Origin of the sequence: Pseudomonas fluorescens, assembly GCF_003732425.1 — a bacterium.
GTDB classification, from domain to species: Bacteria; Pseudomonadota; Gammaproteobacteria; order Pseudomonadales; family Pseudomonadaceae; genus Aquipseudomonas; species Aquipseudomonas fluorescens_BE.
Window position 1 is genome coordinate 245,578 of sequence record NZ_MOBX01000003.1, and the last position, 17,377, is coordinate 262,954.

The window sequence follows — 17,377 nt, forward strand, 5'->3', positions numbered from 1 at the left end:
GGCTTCTGCAAGACTCGAGATTCCCAGTAGATAACCAGAAGGGCGGACACATAACCGCCCAGAGGATGATCCATGTCCAACCGTGATATATCCCGGCGCTCGTTCCTTCAGGGCGGGCTGGTGGCGGGTGTGAGCGTCACGCTCACGCCGCTCAGCAGTCAGGCGCTGGCTGCCTTGATGGAAACCAGCGTCACCGTGCCGTCCGAGAAATGGCTCGGCAACAACGGCAAGGCGCGTCAGCGCAACGATGCCCTGTCCAAGGTCTGCGGCAGCAAAGTCTTTGCTCGCGACATCCGCTCCAAGGACATGCCGGGCTGGCCTGAGCAACAGGGCCACGCCATGCTGCTGAAAACCATCAAGGCTGACCGCATCTACGACGGCTATGACCTGTCGTGGCTCGGCGCTGACTTGCAGCCTGACCGCATCGTCACCGCCGCCGATCTGGACAAGGACGGCATCGTCTTCCCTGAGGAGCACGCGCCGGATCCGTTGCTGCCGGAAGGCAAAGTGCCGATGTTCATCGGTCACCCGGTAGCGATCCTGATCTGGAACGACTTCGAGCGTTTCCGCCAGGCCAAGAACAAACTCAAATTCAATGACAAAGCGATTCGTTACGGCGCCAAAGTGCCGTTCTACGAAGGCGACCCCTACGGCAGCTTCCGCTACGTGCGCGTCGGCGGCCCGACCTCGGCCGACGAAGACGAATTCGCCAGCCTCAAAGACTCGATCCTGTTCCCGATGTTGAAAAACCGTCGTCCGGTGTGGAATTCCCAGCCGAACCTGCACGGCAACCTGACCGAGCGCGGCCTGTTCTACGCCGACCGCATGAAGCAAGAGATCGATACGCCGCCAGACAATTGGCTGGTGTTCGATGAGCGCTACAAGACCCCGTCGATCGAGCCGGCCGCTATGGAGCCGGACAACGGCAATGGCTGGTACGACCCGAAAACCAAGACCCTGCATTTCGTTGTGGCGACCCAGTGCCCGCTGGAGGCAGCGACCGAGACCGCGAAGATGATCGCGCCGTCGCGTTTCGGCCTCGATAACCTGAACATGCATCCGGGTTACACCGTCGGATACGGTTCCAAAGACCACAACATCTTCGTCTACTACGCAGCCCTCGCGGCGCTGTACGGCGCCGGTGTGCCGGTGCGTCTGGCCAACGACCGCTACGAGCAGTTCCAGAGCGGCATCAAGCGTCATCCGTTCGACATCCGCTACCAACTGGCGGTGGACAAGAACGACTACACCTTCAAGATTTTCCGCGCGGAAATGAGCGTCGACGGTGGTGGCCGGATTAACTACAGTCCATCGGTAGCGGCGGTTGGCGCCACGGCGGCGCAATCGATCTACTACATGCCGCAGAACGATCTGCAGGTCACCGCTTACCACTCGCGTGGTGTTGAGGCGGGTTCCATGCGTGGCTACGGCACCCTGCAAAGCATGGCGGCGACCGAAATGATGGTCGACGAAATCGCCAATCGCCTCGGTGTCGATGCGATCGATCTGCGCCGCAAGAACGCCCTGCGTTCCGGCATGAAAAACACTCAGGGCGCGATCCCGGCCGGTGCTCTGCGCCTGCATGAAATTCTCGACAAGGCTTCGGTGCACGAAGTCTGGAAAAACCGCGACGCGATCAAGAAGCAGCGCGAAGCGGCCGACCCGGACAACTGGTACGGCGTTGGTTTTGCCATTTGCCAGAAAGACTTCGGCACCGGTTCCGAAGCGCCGATGGCCAGCATCGAATTCACTGCTGACGGTTGCATCACTCTGCGCCACATCGGCATCGAAATCGGCACCGGCATGTCCACCTCGCAAGCCCTGGTGGTGGCCGATTTCCTCGGCAGCCCGGCACACGAAGTGAAGACCGGCGAAACCGAATGGAAGGAAATGCAGCTGATCACCAGCGGCAATCCGTACATCATGAGCCAGGCCGAGCAGGACAATCTGCTGCGCAACCCGCGTTGGGTGGGCAAATTGGCTTCGGCCTCGTCGGCGACCAACTCGGCTTACTACTTCAGTCACGCCACCCGTGAAGCGGCACGCGTGCTGTTCAACAACGGTCTGTGGCCGGCGGCCATGGAAATCTGGCGTCAGGGCCCTTATGGCGGTCAAGCCAACCCTTACGTCGTGCGTCGCGAAGATGCGCATTGGGTCGACGGCAAACTCACGGCCAACGGCATGCAGCCGTTGAGTTTCGAAGAGCTGGCCAAACACGCTCACGAGCGTGGTCTGGTGACCGGCGCTACCGTTCACGCATTCAACCGCTGGAGCTGGGCCGAGGCCGAATACAGCATCGACGGCGTGCGCGAGCGTCTGCCGCTTGACGGTCTGGCGGTGAAATATGGCGATGGCGCGCCGAAGGCGAAGAAAGCGCTGATGAACACGGCGGGTTTCCACCTGCTGGATCGCCAGAACATCAATTACCCGGTGGTTCAGCTGAACAACGCCGCCGTGACTTACTACAGCCCGGTTGCGACGCTGGTCGAGCTGAAGGTCAACAAAGGCTCGGCGGAAGTCGAAGTGCTCAACCACCATTCGTGGGTCGAGTGCGGTCGTGTGTTGGTCGAAGAATTGGTCAAGGGCCAGCTCGAAGGCGGTATCGCCATGGGCATCGGCCACGCCTTGATGGAAGAAATGCCGCTGTATGAAGGCGGACCGGGGGAGGGTGACTGGAACTTCAACCGTTACCGTTTGCCGATGGCCCGTCACGTTGCCGTGTGGAAGCAGACTGCTGAGATTCTGCCGCCGCTGTCGCCAAGCGACCCGTCCAAAGGCATCGCCGAAGTGGTGATGATCCCGATCGTCGGCGCCATTGGTAATGCCGTGGCCCACGCCATCGGTAAACGTGTTCGCGACCTGCCAATCACTGCTGCGCGCATCAAGGAGGCCCTCAATGGCTAACCGTCCGCTTCAACTGACCCTCAACGGTCAATCCGTCGGCCCGGTGGACATCCCTGATGACCTGCCGATGATCGACTACCTGCACGAATACAAAAACCTCACCGGTTCGCGCCTGGGCTGCGGCCAGGGCATCTGTCACGCCTGCGTGGTGATCGTCGATAACCCGGACGGCACCAGCGAAGAAGTGCGCACCTGCATCACCGGCGCGCATTACTTCGAAGGCAAGAAAGTCCGCACCATCGAATCGCACGCCAAGCGTGACGAGAGCGGCCAGGTCACCGAGCTGAATCCGATCCAGCAACGCTTCGTCGACGAGTTCGCCTTCCAGTGCAGCTACTGCGCACCAGGTTTCGTCAACGCTGCGACGGTGTTGGTCGAGAAGCTGCAACGCCAGCCGACCGTGCAAAGCAAGCTCGAACAAGTCATCGAGGACAGCCTCGGCCATCACGTCTGCCGTTGCACCGGGTACGTGCGTTACTACAACGCCACCCGCAACGTGCTGACCGATCTCGGCCTGGTCAAGGAGGGTTAAGCATGAAGCTTTTTCTGACCCGCCTCACCCTGGCGGTTGGCCTCGCTGCGCCGGTGTTGTTTGCCCATGCTGATGATCAGGTCAAGCGTGGCGAGTATCTCGCTCGCGCCGCCGATTGCATGGCCTGTCACGCTGCTGCGGGTGGTGCGCCGTTTGCCGGCGGTCTGCCGATCGTCTCGCCATTCGGCACGATCTACGGCACCAACATCACCCCGAGCAAGGAGCATGGCATTGGTTTGTACAGCGATGACGAGTTCTTTGCTGCGCTGACCGAGGGCAAGCGTCGTGATGGCGCAAACCTGTATCCGGCGATGCCGTACACCTCTTATCACCTGATGCCGCGTGCAGATTCTGACGCGATCCATGCGTACCTGAAAACCATCGAGCCGATCGAGCGCGCAGCGCCGGTTACCAGCCTGAGCTTTCCGTTCAATGTGCGTCCGGGCCTGATCGGCTGGAACATGATGTACGGCAAAGCGCTGAAGCTGGAGCCGGCCGAAGGCAAAAGCGAAGCCTGGAAACGCGGCCAGTACATGGTCGAGGTGCTTGGTCATTGCGGCGAATGCCACACGCCGCGTGGCCTTCCAGGGGCGATGCAGTTGGACAAGCGCCTCACCGGCGGCATCCTCAATGGTTATCTGGCGCCGAGCCTGCTGGCCACTGATCTGGCTGCGCGCGGCTGGAACGAACAGGATTTGAGCACGTTCCTCAAGCACGGCATGAGTGCGCAGGGGACGATGTTCAACGAGATGTTCCCGGTGTTTCACAACAGCACTCAAGGTCTGAACGATAGCGATCTGGCGGCGATGGCGACGTTCCTGCTCGGCGACAAACCGCCGGCAGCCAAAGCGCTGGTTGAAGTGCCGGTAGAACAGCTCAGCGCCAGTGCCCAGCGCGGTCGTCAGGAGTACCTGAATGTCTGCGCCGGTTGCCATGCTGCGGGTGGCGAAGGCAAACCGCATATCGCGGTGGCCATGCGTGGCAACACCACGTTGCGTCTGGAAGACCCACGCAACCTGTTGCGGGTGATCGAGGACGGTATCGGCGAGCAGAAGTTCTCCGGTTTCGAGCATATGCAACCGATGCCGGGTTTCGCCGACAAGCTCAGTCCTGCGCAACTGACTGATCTGCTCAACTACCTGCGTCAAGGCTGGGGTGGTCAGTCGGCTGAGCTGGCGGTGAGTGAAGTGCAGAAGCTGCAAGCCGACGCACCGTCCATCGAACACAAGGCGCACTGACATGCAGCATCTCGATCTGCAAGTGGTGCGTCGGGCGCTGGCGTGGTCGGTGGCGGGGCAGCGCATCTGGCTCTGCACGGTGCTGACCACTTACGGCTCGGCACCGCGCGCGCCGGGTTCGCTGCTGGCGGTGAACGATGGCGGGCAGTGGATCGGGTCGCTGTCCGGCGGTTGCGTCGAGGAGGATTTTCTCGAGCGCGTCGCCGAAGGTGCGTTTCTTGATGCGGTCAACGTCGTGCGTTACGGCGAGGGTGATGATCCGCGCTCGCGGGTCAGCTTGCCCTGCGGCGGCATTCTCGATGTGCTGGTAGAGAAATTTGACGCCGACTGCGAGGTGCAGGCGCATCTGCGTGAATTGGAGTCGGCGCTGCTCGGTCAGCGGCGCTTGATTCGCGAGGTCGACCTGGCCAATGGAGCGCGCAGTCTGTTCGCTGATCGCGAGCAGGGTGCGCGGATCGAGCGTGAGATTGATCGGGTGCGCATTCGTGTCGGTGCGGCGCAGCGTTTGTTGCTCGCCGGGTATTCCAGCGTGGCGCAGGCGTGTGCCGAGTTTGCCGTTGGATTGGGTTTTGAGGTGATTCTCTGCGATCCGCGTGACGAGGTGCTTGAAGGCGTGGTGCTGGATGGCGTGGAGATTCGTCGGCAGTTGCCGTCGGTGTTTATTGCTGACGGTGGCTGTCATCGCGATACGGCGGTCGTGGCACTCACCCATGATCCGCGCATCGATGACCTGGCGATGATGGAAGCGGTGCGCACCGAAGCGTTCTACATTGGCGTGATGGGCTCGCTGCAGACGTCGCAGAAGCGCTTCGAGCGTTTGCGCAGGATTGGCGGTTTGGGCGAGGCTGAGCTGGCGCGGATTCATGCGCCGATTGGCCTTAATCTCGGTAGCAAGACGCCAGCGGAAATCGCGCTGGCTGTGCTGGCAGATATCCTGCGCATCCGTAGCGGGATTGCCCGAGACCAACTCTGAAACCGTTCAGTGTTGAATAAAAGGGGCCGCTGTTCAGCGGCCCCTTTTTTTACATCCCGAATTTGTCGCGTAAGCCGTAATACCAGGCGCCCAACGCAGCAAATGGTGTACGCAGCAACTGCCCGCCTGGGAACGGATAGTGCGGCAAATCGGCAAACGCATCAAAACGCTCGGCCTGACCGCGCAACGCCTCGGCGAGAACCTTGCCTGCCAAATGCGTGTAGGTCACGCCATGGCCACTGCAGCCTTGCGAGTAATAGATGTTGTCGCCCAGCCGTCCGACCTGTGGCAAGCGCGACAGAGTCAGCAGGAAATTTCCGGTCCAGGCGTAGTCAATCTTCACATCCTTGAGCTGCGGGAATGCCTTGAGCATTTTCGGGCGGATGATCGCTTCGATGTTCGCCGGATCGCGTGCGCCATACACAACGCCCCCACCGAAGATCAGGCGCTTGTCGCCCGTGAGGCGGTAGTAGTCGAGCAGGTAATTGCAGTCTTCAACACAGTAGTCCTGCGGCAACAGCGCTTTCGCCAACTCATCACCCAGCGGCTCGGTGGTGATGACTTGCGTGCCGCACGGCATCGATTTGGCCGCAAGCTCCGGCACCAGATTACCGAGGTAGGCATTGCCCGCGACGATGATGAATTTGGCCCTGACCTTGCCCTGCGGCGTGTGCACAACCGGGTTGGCGCCGCGCTCGATGCGTACGGCAGGCGACTGTTCATAAATGCTGCCGCCCAGGGACTCGACGGCCGCCGCTTCGCCGAGTGCGAGATTCAGCGGGTGAATATGCCCGCCGCTCATGTCGAGCATGCCGCCGACGTACTGATCGCAGGCGACCACTTCGCGGATGCGGCGTTGATCGAGCAGTTCAAGCTGCGTATGACCAAAGCGCTCCCACAGGCGCTTCTGCGACTCCAGATGATCCATCTGCTTGGCAGTCAGCGCGGCGAACACGCCGCCGTCTTTCAAGTCGCACTGAATGTTGTACTTGGCAACACGCTCGCGAATGATCCGGCCACCTTCGAATGCCATCTGCCCGAGCAGTTGCGCCTGCTTCGGCCCGACGCTGCGCTCGATCACATCAATATCGCGGCTATAACTGTTAACGATCTGCCCGCCATTGCGCCCCGATGCGCCGAAACCGACTTTGGCCGCTTCCAGTACCGTCACGCGAAAACCGTTCTCTAACAGAAACAGCGCTGAGGACAATCCGGTATACCCGGCGCCGATCACACAGACGTCCGTCTCCACATCATCCTGCAAGGCAGGGCGGGGCGGTACGGCATTGGCCGACGCAGCGTAATAAGACTCTGGGTAAGGGGTGTTCGCCATCCTGCAGCCTCTGTTTAATATATTTTACTAGTGCGTCGATCCTACCCGAGTTGAAAAACCTCCGCCAGCCACCGGAAAATCTTCGTTGCCGACCCGAAATTAAATATTTTGCATATTCATAGGGTTAGGTGAAAAAAGGTGTTGACACCCCTCCGGAATTCCGTAGAATGCCGCCTCACAGCAGGCACGTAGCTCAGTTGGTTAGAGCACCACCTTGACATGGTGGGGGTCGTTGGTTCGAGTCCAATCGCGCCTACCAAACAAAATCCGCTCTGCTGGGCGGTCTAGAAGGGCTCACCGAAAGGTGGGCCCTTTTTTGTTGTCTGCGATTTACAAAACTTTTGCAAAACCTCCTCATGGCGCCAGCTCGACTTCGCGTTTAGTCGATCTCGGGGCATTCGAAATTCCATGCGAGGGAAGTTGATCCACCGTCGGGTCAGGCAGTTGCCTGGCGATTCGCCGTTCGTCGTCAGCGTCCTTTAAAAAAGTTCGGATATTGAACGGGTTACGAGTGTTACTAACCAACCGGTTATCAAAAAAACGTTGTTACTGTTCGTGGAATTAAGTAACATTCGCCCCGCGTTCACCACCACGGTTTATGCATTTTTAAATCCCAAGCTTCCATCAGCTGCTTGGGATTTTTTTTGCCTGCGATTTGGCTTTGCCGCTTCTGTGCTTGGTGATTGCCTGACGACTCCTCGCAAGCAAGTCCCTGTTTTTTCGACTACTACTGACTGGCCGATTTTCAACTCTTTCTAATGGGGTGTATCGATGCTGGCTCACTGGTTTCTTGCCGCTATTCATCTACTGGCTTATGCCTTGGGCTTTTGGGCGGTTCTGACGCGTGGAACGGCATTGAGTCGCCTCGCTGCTGGCGCAGGTGAGGCCCGGCGCGTTTTGCTTGCCGATAATCTTTGGGGTATCTCTGCGTTGATTCTGCTGGTGACAGGCGGGATGCGGGCTTTTGGCGGCTTTGAAAAAGGCACTGACTATTATCTTCATCAGCCGCTGTTTCATCTGAAGATGACGCTGTTTGTGCTGATCCTGATTGTAGAGCTTGCCCCGATGATCACGTTGATCAAGTGGCGGATCGCGTCTGCACGCGGCGCAGCAATCGATACCGGGCGCGCCAAGCTGTACGCGCGAATCAGTCATGTCGAGGCGTTGTTGCTGGTACTGATAATGGTGGCGGCCACAGGCATGGCGCGTGGCGTGACATTCAGTTAGAGGGCGAATTCTCTGCGCGCTATCGGAAACGTCCGACAGCCAGCCTGGGGGATTGCAGGTAGTATCCGGCAGCAAGAGGGGGGGGCGTGAAAGGGGGGAGCGTGTCAGGCGCCGTGCCCAGCGGAGTGGGGAGCGTATGGCAGTACGGCGCGTGAATCTCTAGCCAGTCATTCCACAAGGTAAACGGACTGGCTACTGACTGCGATCTGGCTCAGGGAGTTTGTGGCTTGTCCGGGGCGGTCAGGCCAGCCTGAATGCGCTGGTAAATCTCTTCACGGTGCACGGCAACGTTTTTCGGAGCGTTGATACCAATGCGAACCTGTTGGCCGCTAACGCCCAGAATGGTGATCGTAATGTCATCACCAATGTTTATGCTTTCACCGACTTTGCGGGTGAGTATCAGCATGGTCTTCTCCTTGATTGCTTTGTAGGGCACCTGATTCAGACAGTGCAGAGGTCGGTGGTACGTATAGATTAGTGCGAAGTCTCACGGTTTGGGTGCCTCTTTCTGACGCGCAGAAGCGGCATTAATTCCCAGGGCGTAACTATACAGAGGCTGCAAGCATCAATCTCGTTGTTTTGTGCCCATTTTGCGGGGCTCGCGAAGTATTTATGAATGATAAGATCGCGGCTTTGAGAATTTCGAGGAAAGCGTTGTGCGCAAATTGGTTTGGGTAGTCGCGGCACTGGTATTGGCAGGGTGTGGTGAAGGCAAGAGTTTAGATGCACCAAAACCACAATCGGCTGCAGCAACGGCGCCGGCGGCGGCTGCAGCTGCAGCACCACAATGGGATCTCGAAGTGCGCGGCGAAACGCCACAGGCTGTCAGTGACCTGAGTGGCTGGTTGATCGAGCACGCCTTCGTGCCTACGGTGATCAAGGACAGCAGCGGCAAAACACGAATTCTCATTGGCCCGTTCAACTCTCAGGCTGAAGCTGAAGCGCGTAAGGTGCAAGTCGATGCGGCATTGGTGAAGGCCAAGAAACAGAACGTTGAATCGGTGCTGGTCGAGCATCCGCTCACGCCGTAAACGAACGGACGGTGACTTTGCCTGTTTATGGCAGCAGCGGGACAAGCGATTGAATTGGCTGACATCGACATGGAAAAGGACATTCTCTGGGAAATCGCTGACACCGCCACTGAGGGGGTTACGGCTGGATTGCCGGAGAGTCATCAGCCGTCATGAAGCTTGCGCAGATACCTGATCAAAGAGCGTGGCATACCTCGCGAGTCACTTAACTTGGTGGGGTACTGGCGGCACAACAAGTCGGCCGTCCAAGCACAAACAAAAAGGCCTCGAACATCACGTTCGAGGCCTTTTTTGTCTGCGCTGCAATCAGCCGCAGGCTTTCATATTCACCGGGCCGACAAACTCGTTGCCGCGCCCCATCACGCACGCCACGCTCTGATTGCGCTGACGCTCCCAGTCCTGCACCGGGTAAGTCTTGTCCCACGCTTCATACAATTGTCGATCCTGTTTCGACAGGCGCAAGCCGTACTGCTTGCTCATGTAGAAGTACGTGCGGGCAATCATGCCGCGAATCGACGGGCGAGGCATGACCTTCTTCGCCTTGAAGTCGACCTGCGTCAGGCACGAACCGTACTGCCCGGACTGCACCGGCAGCCAGCCGTAGCTGAAGTTGCTGCGATCGCCATTGACCTCGCCAATGCTCGGCACCAGGTTATGCAGATCGGCTTCAGCCTTCTGATAGCTTGGGTCGTAACGGGTGCAGTTCTTGCGACCACCTTCCTGCCAGCATTGGCGCTGATGGCCGAACTGCCAGGCCGGCACAATGTGCTCCCACTCGATGCGTGACGCGCGCTTGGCATTCTTTCGCGGTACGTAACCGCAGGCTTTCAGGTCAACTTTGTTGCCGGTGTACTTGCACCCGCAATAAAACTCCGTGGACTGCGGCGCATACAGTTTCCAGGCGACCTTCTTGGCTTCGGTGAATGTGCGGGGTGCGCCGGCCTGGGCACCCATGGCGAAAAACAACAGCAGCAAAGCAAAACAGCGGACACTCATTGAATCAATCTTCCTTCGGTACAACCCAAAAAATCTGCACGCCACCGTCGTCGCGATAGGCGAGGGTGACGTTGTCGTTCTCGTCGATTTCCTCAAGCAGGCGCTCCCACTCATCCGTCGGTTCGTCCGGCAGACGGAAAATCAGTGCGGCTTTGGCTTTCTGGGCGGTGGGGGAATTGATGATTTTCTGAACGCGCATGCCCATGCGTTCGTAAGCGTCAGGAGCATCAGGGGAGGTGGCCACGAGGTTATCCTTATTAAGCTGTACGTGCGTACAGTATTTAACTGTAAGCATTTTCGCAACTGCTTAAAATTCAAGAAAATCCTCTGACAGCGGTTTTCCGATTTTGGTGTGGGTCGTGTCGAGTTTTTTGTAGGAAAAGTGCGAGAGATTTGTGAGCGATGCACCACCCGCCCGTCAGGCGAGTGGTGCAGGGTGCCTAATCAAGAATCGACCGGGCGGAAGTCCATCAGTATTCCCAGAACATCCGTTGCAGCTCTTTGCTGTCGTTGGTTTTGGTCAGGGCGACCATTGCCAGGATGCGGGCTTTCTGCGGGTTCAGGTCGTGAGCGACAACCCAGTCGTATTTGTCATCTGGCTGTTCGGCGTTACGCAGAACGAAGCCGCCAGCGTTGACGTGGGACGAACGAATGATTTGCACGCCATCCTTGCGCAGCGCTTGCAGGGTTGGAACCACGCGGGAGGATACCGAGCCGTTACCCGTGCCGGCATGGATGATCGCCTTGGCACCCGACTGCGCGAGAGCCTTGTAGGCTGTATCGCTAACGTTGCCGTAGGAATAAGCGATTTCTACGTCAGGCAGGCTCTTGATGTTTTTGATGTCGAATTCCGAATCCATAGTGTGACGCTTGGCTGGCAGGCGGAACCAGTAGGATTTGCCTTCAACCACCATGCCCAGTGGGCCCCAGGCACTTTTGAATGCCTCGGTCTTGATGTTGATCATCTTGCTGACGTCACGACCGGACTGGATTTCATCGTTCATGGTCACCAGTACGCCTTTGCCGTGCGCTTCTTTGCTGCTGGCCACGGCCACGGCGTTGTACAGGTTGAGCATGCCATCGGCGGACATGGCAGTGCCCGGACGCATCGAACCGACGACGATGATCGGCTTGTCGGTTTTTTCTACCAGGTTGAGGAAGTAAGCCGTTTCTTCCAGGGTATCGGTGCCGTGGGTGATGACGATGCCATCGACGTCTTTGCTATCGGCCAGTTCGGCCACGCGACGACCCAGTTGCAGCAGGTTTTCGTTGGTGATGCTTTCCGAAGCAATCTGCATGACTTGTTCGCCACGTACATTCGCCAGTTTGCTCAGCTCGGGAATGCCGGCGATCAATTGTTCGACGCCAACCTTCGCCGCCTGATAGGTGGCGCTGTTGGCGGCGCTCGCGCCAGCGCCGGCAATGGTGCCGCCGGTGGCAAGCACCACGACATTGGCGAGCTTGGTCTGGGTTTCGACTTCTTTCGCCTGAAGGGCGGAGGGCAGGAGCAGGAGAAGGGCCAAAGCGCCCGGGACCAAAGTATTGAAAGCAGATTTCATTATTTTTCTCTCTAGTAGTGAGACGGTGCTGATGCAGGTTCATCTAGATGCACCCCAAGCTGATCTGGATGCCTGGGGTGTGGTGAAGGGAGCAGGATCTATACCAGCCGAACTTTGCTTTAAAGAAATGTTTAACTTGATGATTTACATCAAGATTTTATGAGTTGGCAAATCACGTATTGAATCGGTTATCCGGGTTTCCGAACAAAGGGCGCTTTCACGTTCGGCTCTCCGAAAAGGACTACTGCTTTTGTCGAGCGATTCGAGTTGCTGGTTTCGGTTTTTCTGCTAAAGAAACCCACGCGCGGGCCGATGGGTGTTCAAGGAAACTAAAATTTAGGGAGTCCACATGTCACTGACGGTCGGTTTTTCAAATCCCGGTGCAGTCACCATCGGCGGCAAAACGGCAGCGACAATCAATGCATTGAGCGAGGCAGAAGCGGATGCCTCCGCCGAGGCGTTGGGCACTGAGAAAGAGCAAGGCAATCAGGTCAAAACCGGCGGTCCCGCGCAGGAAGACAGCAAGGCGGAAAGCAGCGACAACCTGAGCATCACCGTCAAGATGCTGCTCAAGCGCATGCAGGAATTGCAGAAGCAGCTTCAGGAGCAGCAACAGCGCTTGGCAGCGGCGCAAGCTGAAACCTATCCGACGCCCGAGGCGAAATCGCAGGCGGTCATGTCCATTCAGGGGCAGATTGCGCAAACCAGCGCCGCGATGGCAGAAGTGGCGGGGGCATTGGTAAAGGAAATGTCCAAGAGTTCCACAAGCGGGAATTTGGTCAGCACCACGGCGTAAGCAGCGAAGGTGCGAGTCGGACGATTCGCCCTATAACAAATGACGATTTCTGATTGTTGACAAATGTCGGCGGGATTCGCATAGTTCGATCTACGCAAACGTTTGCGCGGCTCTCTCGGCACTGTATGGTCCGGAAGAAAGCGATGTAGCTTACGCTGGCGCAAGCGTTGCTCACAATAATCATAAGATCGGAGTGAACCCATGAAGCTGCCATTCGCTGGACGTCTTCTTGCTGTCGCTATGCTGGCTGCCACAGCCGCCGCACTACCTGTCTCCTCGGCATTCGCCGAATCCGCCGAAAAACCCAAAGTCGCGCTGGTCATGAAGTCTCTGGCCAACGAATTCTTCCTGACCATGGAAGACGGCGCCAAGGCCTACCAGAAAGAACACTCCGCCGACTTCGACTTGATCTCCAACGGCATCAAGGACGAAACCGATACTGCCGGCCAGACCCGCATTGTCGAGCAGATGATCCTGGCCAAGGTCAATGCGCTGGTGATCGCGCCTTCCGACTCCAAGGCCATGGTGCCGGTGATCAAGAAAGCCGTCGATGCCGGCATTACCGTGATCAACATCGACAACCAGCTCGATCCGGCCATCGTCAAAAGCAAAAACATCAGCGTGCCCTTCGTAGGTCCGGACAATCGCAAAGGCGCGCGTCTGGTCGGTGAGTATCTGGCCAAACAGCTCAAGGCCGGTGACGAGGTCGGCATCATTGAAGGTGTGTCCACCACGACCAATGCCCAGCAGCGTACCGCTGGCTTCAAGGATGCGATGGACGCTGCACAGATCAAGATCGTTTCCCTGCAATCCGGTGACTGGGAAATCGACAAGGGCAACAAGGTTGCCGCTTCGATCCTCAGTGAATACCCAGACGTCAAAGCACTGCTGGCCGGTAACGACAGCATGGCTGTAGGCGCTGTGTCTGCCGTGCGTGCCGCCGGTAAGGCTGGCCAGGTTCAGGTGGTCGGTTACGACAACATCAATGCCATCAAGCCAATGTTGAAGGACGGTCGCGTATTGGCCACGGCTGACCAGTTCGCTGCCAGGCAAGCTGTGTTCGGCATCGAAACCGCGCTGAAAATCATCAAGGGCGAGAAAGTCGACAGCGGCGCTAACGGCGTGATCGAAACACCGGTTGAGCTGGTCACCAAGTAAGTTTTCTGGCGACACAACGGCGCTCGTCCGTCCGGGCGAGCGCATGGAGAGTTTTTATGTCAGTTTCCGCCCCGAACGCTGTCCTCTCGGTCAGCGGTATCGGTAAGACCTATGCGCAACCGGTGCTCACCGGCATCGATCTGACGCTGATGCGCGGTGAAGTGCTGGCGCTGACCGGCGAGAATGGTGCCGGCAAAAGTACCCTGTCGAAGATCATTGGCGGACTGGTCACGCCGACCACCGGCCAGATGCAATTCCATGGCAAGGACTTTCGTCCGGGCAGTCGTACCCAGGCTGAAGAGCTCGGCGTGCGCATGGTCATGCAAGAACTCAATCTGTTGCCAACCTTGTCGGTGGCGGAGAACCTGTTTCTCGACAACTTGCCAAGCAACGGCGGCTGGATCAGCCGCAAGCAATTGCGCAAAGCCGCGGTCGAAGCGATGGCACAAGTCGGCCTCGACGCGATTGATCCGGATACGCTGGTCGGCGAGCTGGGTATCGGGCATCAGCAGATGGTCGAAATCGCCCGCAACCTGATTGGCGATTGTCATGTGCTGATTCTTGATGAGCCGACCGCGATGCTGACCGCACGTGAAGTCGAAATGCTCTTTGAGCAGATCACCCGCTTGCAGGCACGCGGCGTCTCGATCATCTACATTTCCCACCGCCTCGAAGAACTTGCCCGGGTCGCACAACGCATTGCCGTGCTGCGTGACGGCAATCTGGTCTGCGTCGAGCCGATGGCCAATTACAACAGCGAGCAACTGGTGACGCTGATGGTTGGTCGCGAACTGGGCGAACATATCGACATGGGCACGCGCAATATTGGCGCCCCGGCGTTGACGGTCAAAGGCTTGACCCGCTCCGACAAAGTTCGCGACGTTTCATTCGAAGTGCGCGCTGGCGAGATCTTCGGCATTTCCGGGTTGATCGGGGCTGGGCGCACCGAACTGCTGCGACTGATATTCGGAGCGGACGTTGCCGACAGCGGCACCATTGCACTCGGCTCGCCAGCCAAAGTGGTCAGTGTGCGTTCGCCCGTCGACGCTGTGCGCAACGGTATCGCGTTGATAACCGAAGACCGCAAGGGTGAAGGCCTGCTGCTCAGTCAGTCGATCAGTGCCAACATCGCACTCGGCAACATGCCGGAAATTTCCAGTGGCGGTGTCGTCAACAATGGCGACGAGATCGCTTTGGCGCAGCGTCAGATCGACGCCATGCGCATCCGCAGCTCGAGCCCGACACAATTGGTTTCCGAGTTGTCCGGTGGTAACCAGCAGAAGGTCGTGATCGGCCGCTGGCTGGAACGTGATTGTTCGGTTTTGCTGTTCGACGAGCCGACCCGTGGCATCGACGTCGGCGCCAAGTTCGATATTTACGCCTTGCTCGGTGAACTGACGCGCCAGGGCAAAGCGCTGGTGGTGGTGTCCAGTGATCTGCGTGAGTTGATGCTGATCTGCGACCGGATCGGCGTGTTGTCGGCCGGGCGGCTGATCGACACCTTCGAGCGTGACAGCTGGACTCAGGATGACTTGCTTGCCGCCGCGTTCGCCGGCTACCAAAAACGTGATGCGTTGCTCAACGAAGCAGCGCCTAGGGATCTCCCATGAAAACTGCATCTCCTGCCGGCAAACGTAGTGGCAACTTCTACGGTCTGGGCACTTATCTTGGCCTGGCCGGCGCCTTGCTGGCGATGATTGCGCTGTTCTCGGTATTGAGCAGCCATTTTCTGTCCTATAACACCTTCAGTACGCTGGCCAACCAGATTCCTGATCTGATGGTGCTGGCGGTCGGCATGACCTTCGTGTTGATCATCGGCGGCATTGACCTCTCGGTAGGCTCGGTACTCGCATTGGCCGCTTCGACGGTCAGCGTTGCGATTCTCGGCTGGGGCTGGGGCGTGTTGCCGTCGGCATTGCTCGGCATGGCAGTGGCGGCGCTGGCCGGTACTGTCACCGGTTCGATCACGGTGGCCTGGCGGATTCCATCGTTCATCGTCTCTTTGGGTGTGCTGGAAATGGCTCGGGGTCTGGCGTATCAGATGACCGGATCGCGCACCGCGTACATCGGTGACTCGTTCGCCTGGCTGTCGAACCCGATTGCGTTCGGCATCTCGCCATCGTTCATCATTGCCTTGCTGGTGATTTTCATTGCTCAGGCCGTGTTGACGCGTACCGTATTCGGTCGCTACCTGATCGGCATCGGCACCAACGAAGAGGCGGTGCGTCTAGCGGGCATCAATCCGAAGCCCTACAAGATTCTGGTATTCAGCCTGATGGGCCTGCTGGCCGGTATCGCCGCGCTGTTTCAGATTTCCCGTCTGGAAGCTGCTGATCCGAATGCCGGTTCCGGTCTGGAGTTGCAGGTGATCGCTGCTGTGGTCATCGGCGGTACCAGCCTGATGGGCGGGCGTGGTTCGGTGATCAGCACGTTCTTTGGCGTGTTGATCATCTCGGTCCTGGCGGCAGGTCTGGCGCAGATCGGTGCGACTGAACCAACCAAACGAATCATCACCGGCGCCGTCATCGTGATCGCGGTGGTGCTCGACACTTATCGCAGTCAGCGCGCCAGTCGCCGGGGCTAAGACATGGCAACGATCAAGGACGTGGCAGCCCTCGCGGGGATTTCCTACACGACGGTGTCGCATGTGGTGAACAACACTCGGCCGGTCAGTCAGGAAGTGCGGCTGAAAGTCGAGGCGGCGATCAAGAGCCTCGACTATGTACCGAGTGCGGTGGCGCGCTCGCTGAAAGCCAAGACCACTGCAACCATCGGCCTGCTGGTGCCAAACAGTCTCAACCCGTACTTCGCCGAGTTGGCGCGGGGTATCGAGGATTACTGCGAGCGTAACGGCTACTGCGTGATCCTCTGCAACTCCGACGACAACCCCGACAAACAGCGCAGCTATTTGCGTGTCTTGCTGGAGAAGCGCATCGACGGTTTGATCGTTGCTTCCGCTGGCGGTGATAGCGGTCTGGCGCAGGGGCTGGCCGGGGTGAAAACGCCGATGGTCATTGTCGACCGAGGTCTGGAGGGTGTCGATGCCGACCTTGTGCGCATCGATCACGAATATGGCGCTTACCTCGCGACCCGGCACTTGCTGGAATTGGGGCACCGCGATATCGCCACCATCGGCGGCCCGGTCAGCACCAGTGTTGCGCAGATGCGTCTGGCCGGTTATTGCCGAGCGTTGAAAGAGGCGGGCGTTGAAGTCCGTCAGGAGCGCATGCTGGAAAGCGATTTCACCAGTACTGGCGGGTACAACGCAGCGGCGATTCTGCTCGAGCACAATCCGCCGAGCGCGATCTTTGCCGGCAACGACATGATCGGCATTGGTGTACTGCGTGCGGCGGCGGAGCGCAATGTTCGCGTGCCGAGTGAGCTGTCAGTGATCGGTTTCGACGATATTCAGATGAGTCGTTACGTCTACCCGGCACTCACCACGGTGGGCCAATCGATCCTGCAACTGGGCGAGATGGCGGCCGAAGTGCTGCTGCGACGGATTGCTACACCGAGCCTGGGCACTGATCAACGCATCGTGACCCCGAGTATTGTCTTGCGCGAATCGACCGCACCGTTGTCCGGCGTGTTCACCGAATACCGCTGAAACTGAATTGACGAGTAATGATG

The 17,377-nt window shown here is 58.4% G+C and carries 17 protein-coding genes and 1 tRNA gene; 13 read left to right on the forward strand and 5 right to left on the reverse strand.

Annotation, left to right across the window (positions count from 1 at the left end; translation table 11 throughout):
• Positions 1–72: 72 nt before the first annotated feature.
• From BK670_RS03770 to BK670_RS03785, 4 genes are read left to right on the forward strand one after another with little or no spacing between them, the layout of a single operon-like run.
• The gene (locus BK670_RS03770; RefSeq protein ID WP_123448663.1) at positions 73–2,904 is read left to right on the forward strand and encodes a xanthine dehydrogenase family protein molybdopterin-binding subunit; all 2,832 of its coding nucleotides are present in this window, start codon (positions 73–75) and stop codon (positions 2,902–2,904) included.
• Positions 2,897–3,436: a (2Fe-2S)-binding protein gene (locus tag BK670_RS03775; RefSeq protein WP_038369461.1), complete on the forward strand. Its 540-nt coding sequence runs from the start codon at positions 2,897–2,899 to the stop codon at positions 3,434–3,436. The genes BK670_RS03770 and BK670_RS03775 overlap by 8 nt, the downstream gene beginning before the upstream one ends.
• Positions 3,437–3,438: 2 nt before the next feature.
• Positions 3,439–4,674: a c-type cytochrome gene (locus BK670_RS03780; RefSeq protein WP_123448664.1), complete on the forward strand. Its 1,236-nt coding sequence runs from the start codon at positions 3,439–3,441 to the stop codon at positions 4,672–4,674.
• Between the two features lies 1 nt (position 4,675).
• Positions 4,676–5,647, forward strand: coding sequence for an XdhC family protein (locus tag BK670_RS03785; RefSeq protein WP_123448665.1), 972 nt, complete (start codon positions 4,676–4,678; stop codon positions 5,645–5,647).
• A gap of 49 nt (positions 5,648–5,696) precedes the next feature.
• Here BK670_RS03785 and BK670_RS03790 read toward each other — a convergent pair whose 3' ends face one another.
• A complete protein-coding gene (locus BK670_RS03790; protein WP_123448666.1) occupies positions 5,697–6,980 on the reverse strand; it encodes an NAD(P)/FAD-dependent oxidoreductase in 1,284 nt (427 codons plus the stop codon).
• Between the two features lie 182 nt (positions 6,981–7,162).
• On the opposite strand from BK670_RS03790, the gene BK670_RS03795 reads away from it, so the two are divergent.
• Positions 7,163–7,239, forward strand: a tRNA-Val gene (locus BK670_RS03795).
• A 512-nt stretch (positions 7,240–7,751) separates the two neighbouring features.
• Positions 7,752–8,207, forward strand: a complete 456-nt coding sequence (locus BK670_RS03800; protein ID WP_123448667.1) for a DUF2214 family protein — start codon at positions 7,752–7,754, stop codon at positions 8,205–8,207.
• 211 nt (positions 8,208–8,418) lie between these two features.
• Here BK670_RS03800 and csrA read toward each other — a convergent pair whose 3' ends face one another.
• The gene (gene csrA, locus BK670_RS03805) at positions 8,419–8,613 is read right to left on the reverse strand and encodes a carbon storage regulator CsrA (RefSeq protein ID WP_003179932.1); all 195 of its coding nucleotides are present in this window, start codon (positions 8,611–8,613) and stop codon (positions 8,419–8,421) included.
• 250 nt (positions 8,614–8,863) lie between these two features.
• On the opposite strand from csrA, the gene BK670_RS03810 reads away from it, so the two are divergent.
• The gene (locus tag BK670_RS03810; protein ID WP_123448668.1) at positions 8,864–9,238 is read left to right on the forward strand and encodes an SPOR domain-containing protein; all 375 of its coding nucleotides are present in this window, start codon (positions 8,864–8,866) and stop codon (positions 9,236–9,238) included.
• Positions 9,239–9,544: 306 nt separating this feature from the next.
• Here BK670_RS03810 and BK670_RS03820 read toward each other — a convergent pair whose 3' ends face one another.
• The 3 genes from BK670_RS03820 to BK670_RS03830 form a co-directional block, all read right to left on the reverse strand.
• Entirely contained in the window at positions 9,545–10,234 is a 690-nt protein-coding gene (locus tag BK670_RS03820) for an endonuclease (RefSeq protein ID WP_123448669.1), read from the reverse strand.
• 4 nt (positions 10,235–10,238) lie between these two features.
• Positions 10,239–10,529 (reverse strand): DUF1654 domain-containing protein, encoded by a 291-nt coding sequence (locus BK670_RS03825; protein ID WP_123448670.1) that lies wholly within the window; start codon positions 10,527–10,529, stop codon positions 10,239–10,241.
• 175 nt (positions 10,530–10,704) lie between these two features.
• A complete protein-coding gene (locus BK670_RS03830; protein ID WP_007913474.1) occupies positions 10,705–11,793 on the reverse strand; it encodes an asparaginase in 1,089 nt (362 codons plus the stop codon).
• Between BK670_RS03830 and BK670_RS29460 the strand changes: the two genes are divergently transcribed.
• From BK670_RS29460 to BK670_RS03855, 6 genes are all read left to right on the forward strand, one after another.
• Positions 11,777–11,956 (forward strand): hypothetical protein, encoded by a 180-nt coding sequence (locus BK670_RS29460; protein WP_148047002.1) that lies wholly within the window; start codon positions 11,777–11,779, stop codon positions 11,954–11,956. The genes BK670_RS03830 and BK670_RS29460 overlap by 17 nt on opposite strands.
• A gap of 186 nt (positions 11,957–12,142) precedes the next feature.
• Positions 12,143–12,589, forward strand: coding sequence for a hypothetical protein (locus BK670_RS03835; protein WP_123448671.1), 447 nt, complete (start codon positions 12,143–12,145; stop codon positions 12,587–12,589).
• A 201-nt stretch (positions 12,590–12,790) separates the two neighbouring features.
• Positions 12,791–13,747, forward strand: coding sequence for a sugar ABC transporter substrate-binding protein (locus BK670_RS03840; protein ID WP_034152750.1), 957 nt, complete (start codon positions 12,791–12,793; stop codon positions 13,745–13,747).
• Between the two features lie 56 nt (positions 13,748–13,803).
• On the forward strand, positions 13,804–15,357 hold the full coding sequence (locus BK670_RS03845; RefSeq protein WP_123448672.1) for a sugar ABC transporter ATP-binding protein: 1,554 nt from the start codon (positions 13,804–13,806) through the stop codon (positions 15,355–15,357).
• Entirely contained in the window at positions 15,354–16,331 is a 978-nt protein-coding gene (locus BK670_RS03850) for an ABC transporter permease (RefSeq protein ID WP_123448673.1), read from the forward strand. Before BK670_RS03845 ends, BK670_RS03850 begins: the two co-directional genes overlap by 4 nt.
• A gap of 3 nt (positions 16,332–16,334) precedes the next feature.
• A complete protein-coding gene (locus BK670_RS03855) occupies positions 16,335–17,354 on the forward strand; it encodes a LacI family DNA-binding transcriptional regulator (protein ID WP_123448674.1) in 1,020 nt (339 codons plus the stop codon).
• Positions 17,355–17,377: the final 23 nt, after the last annotated feature.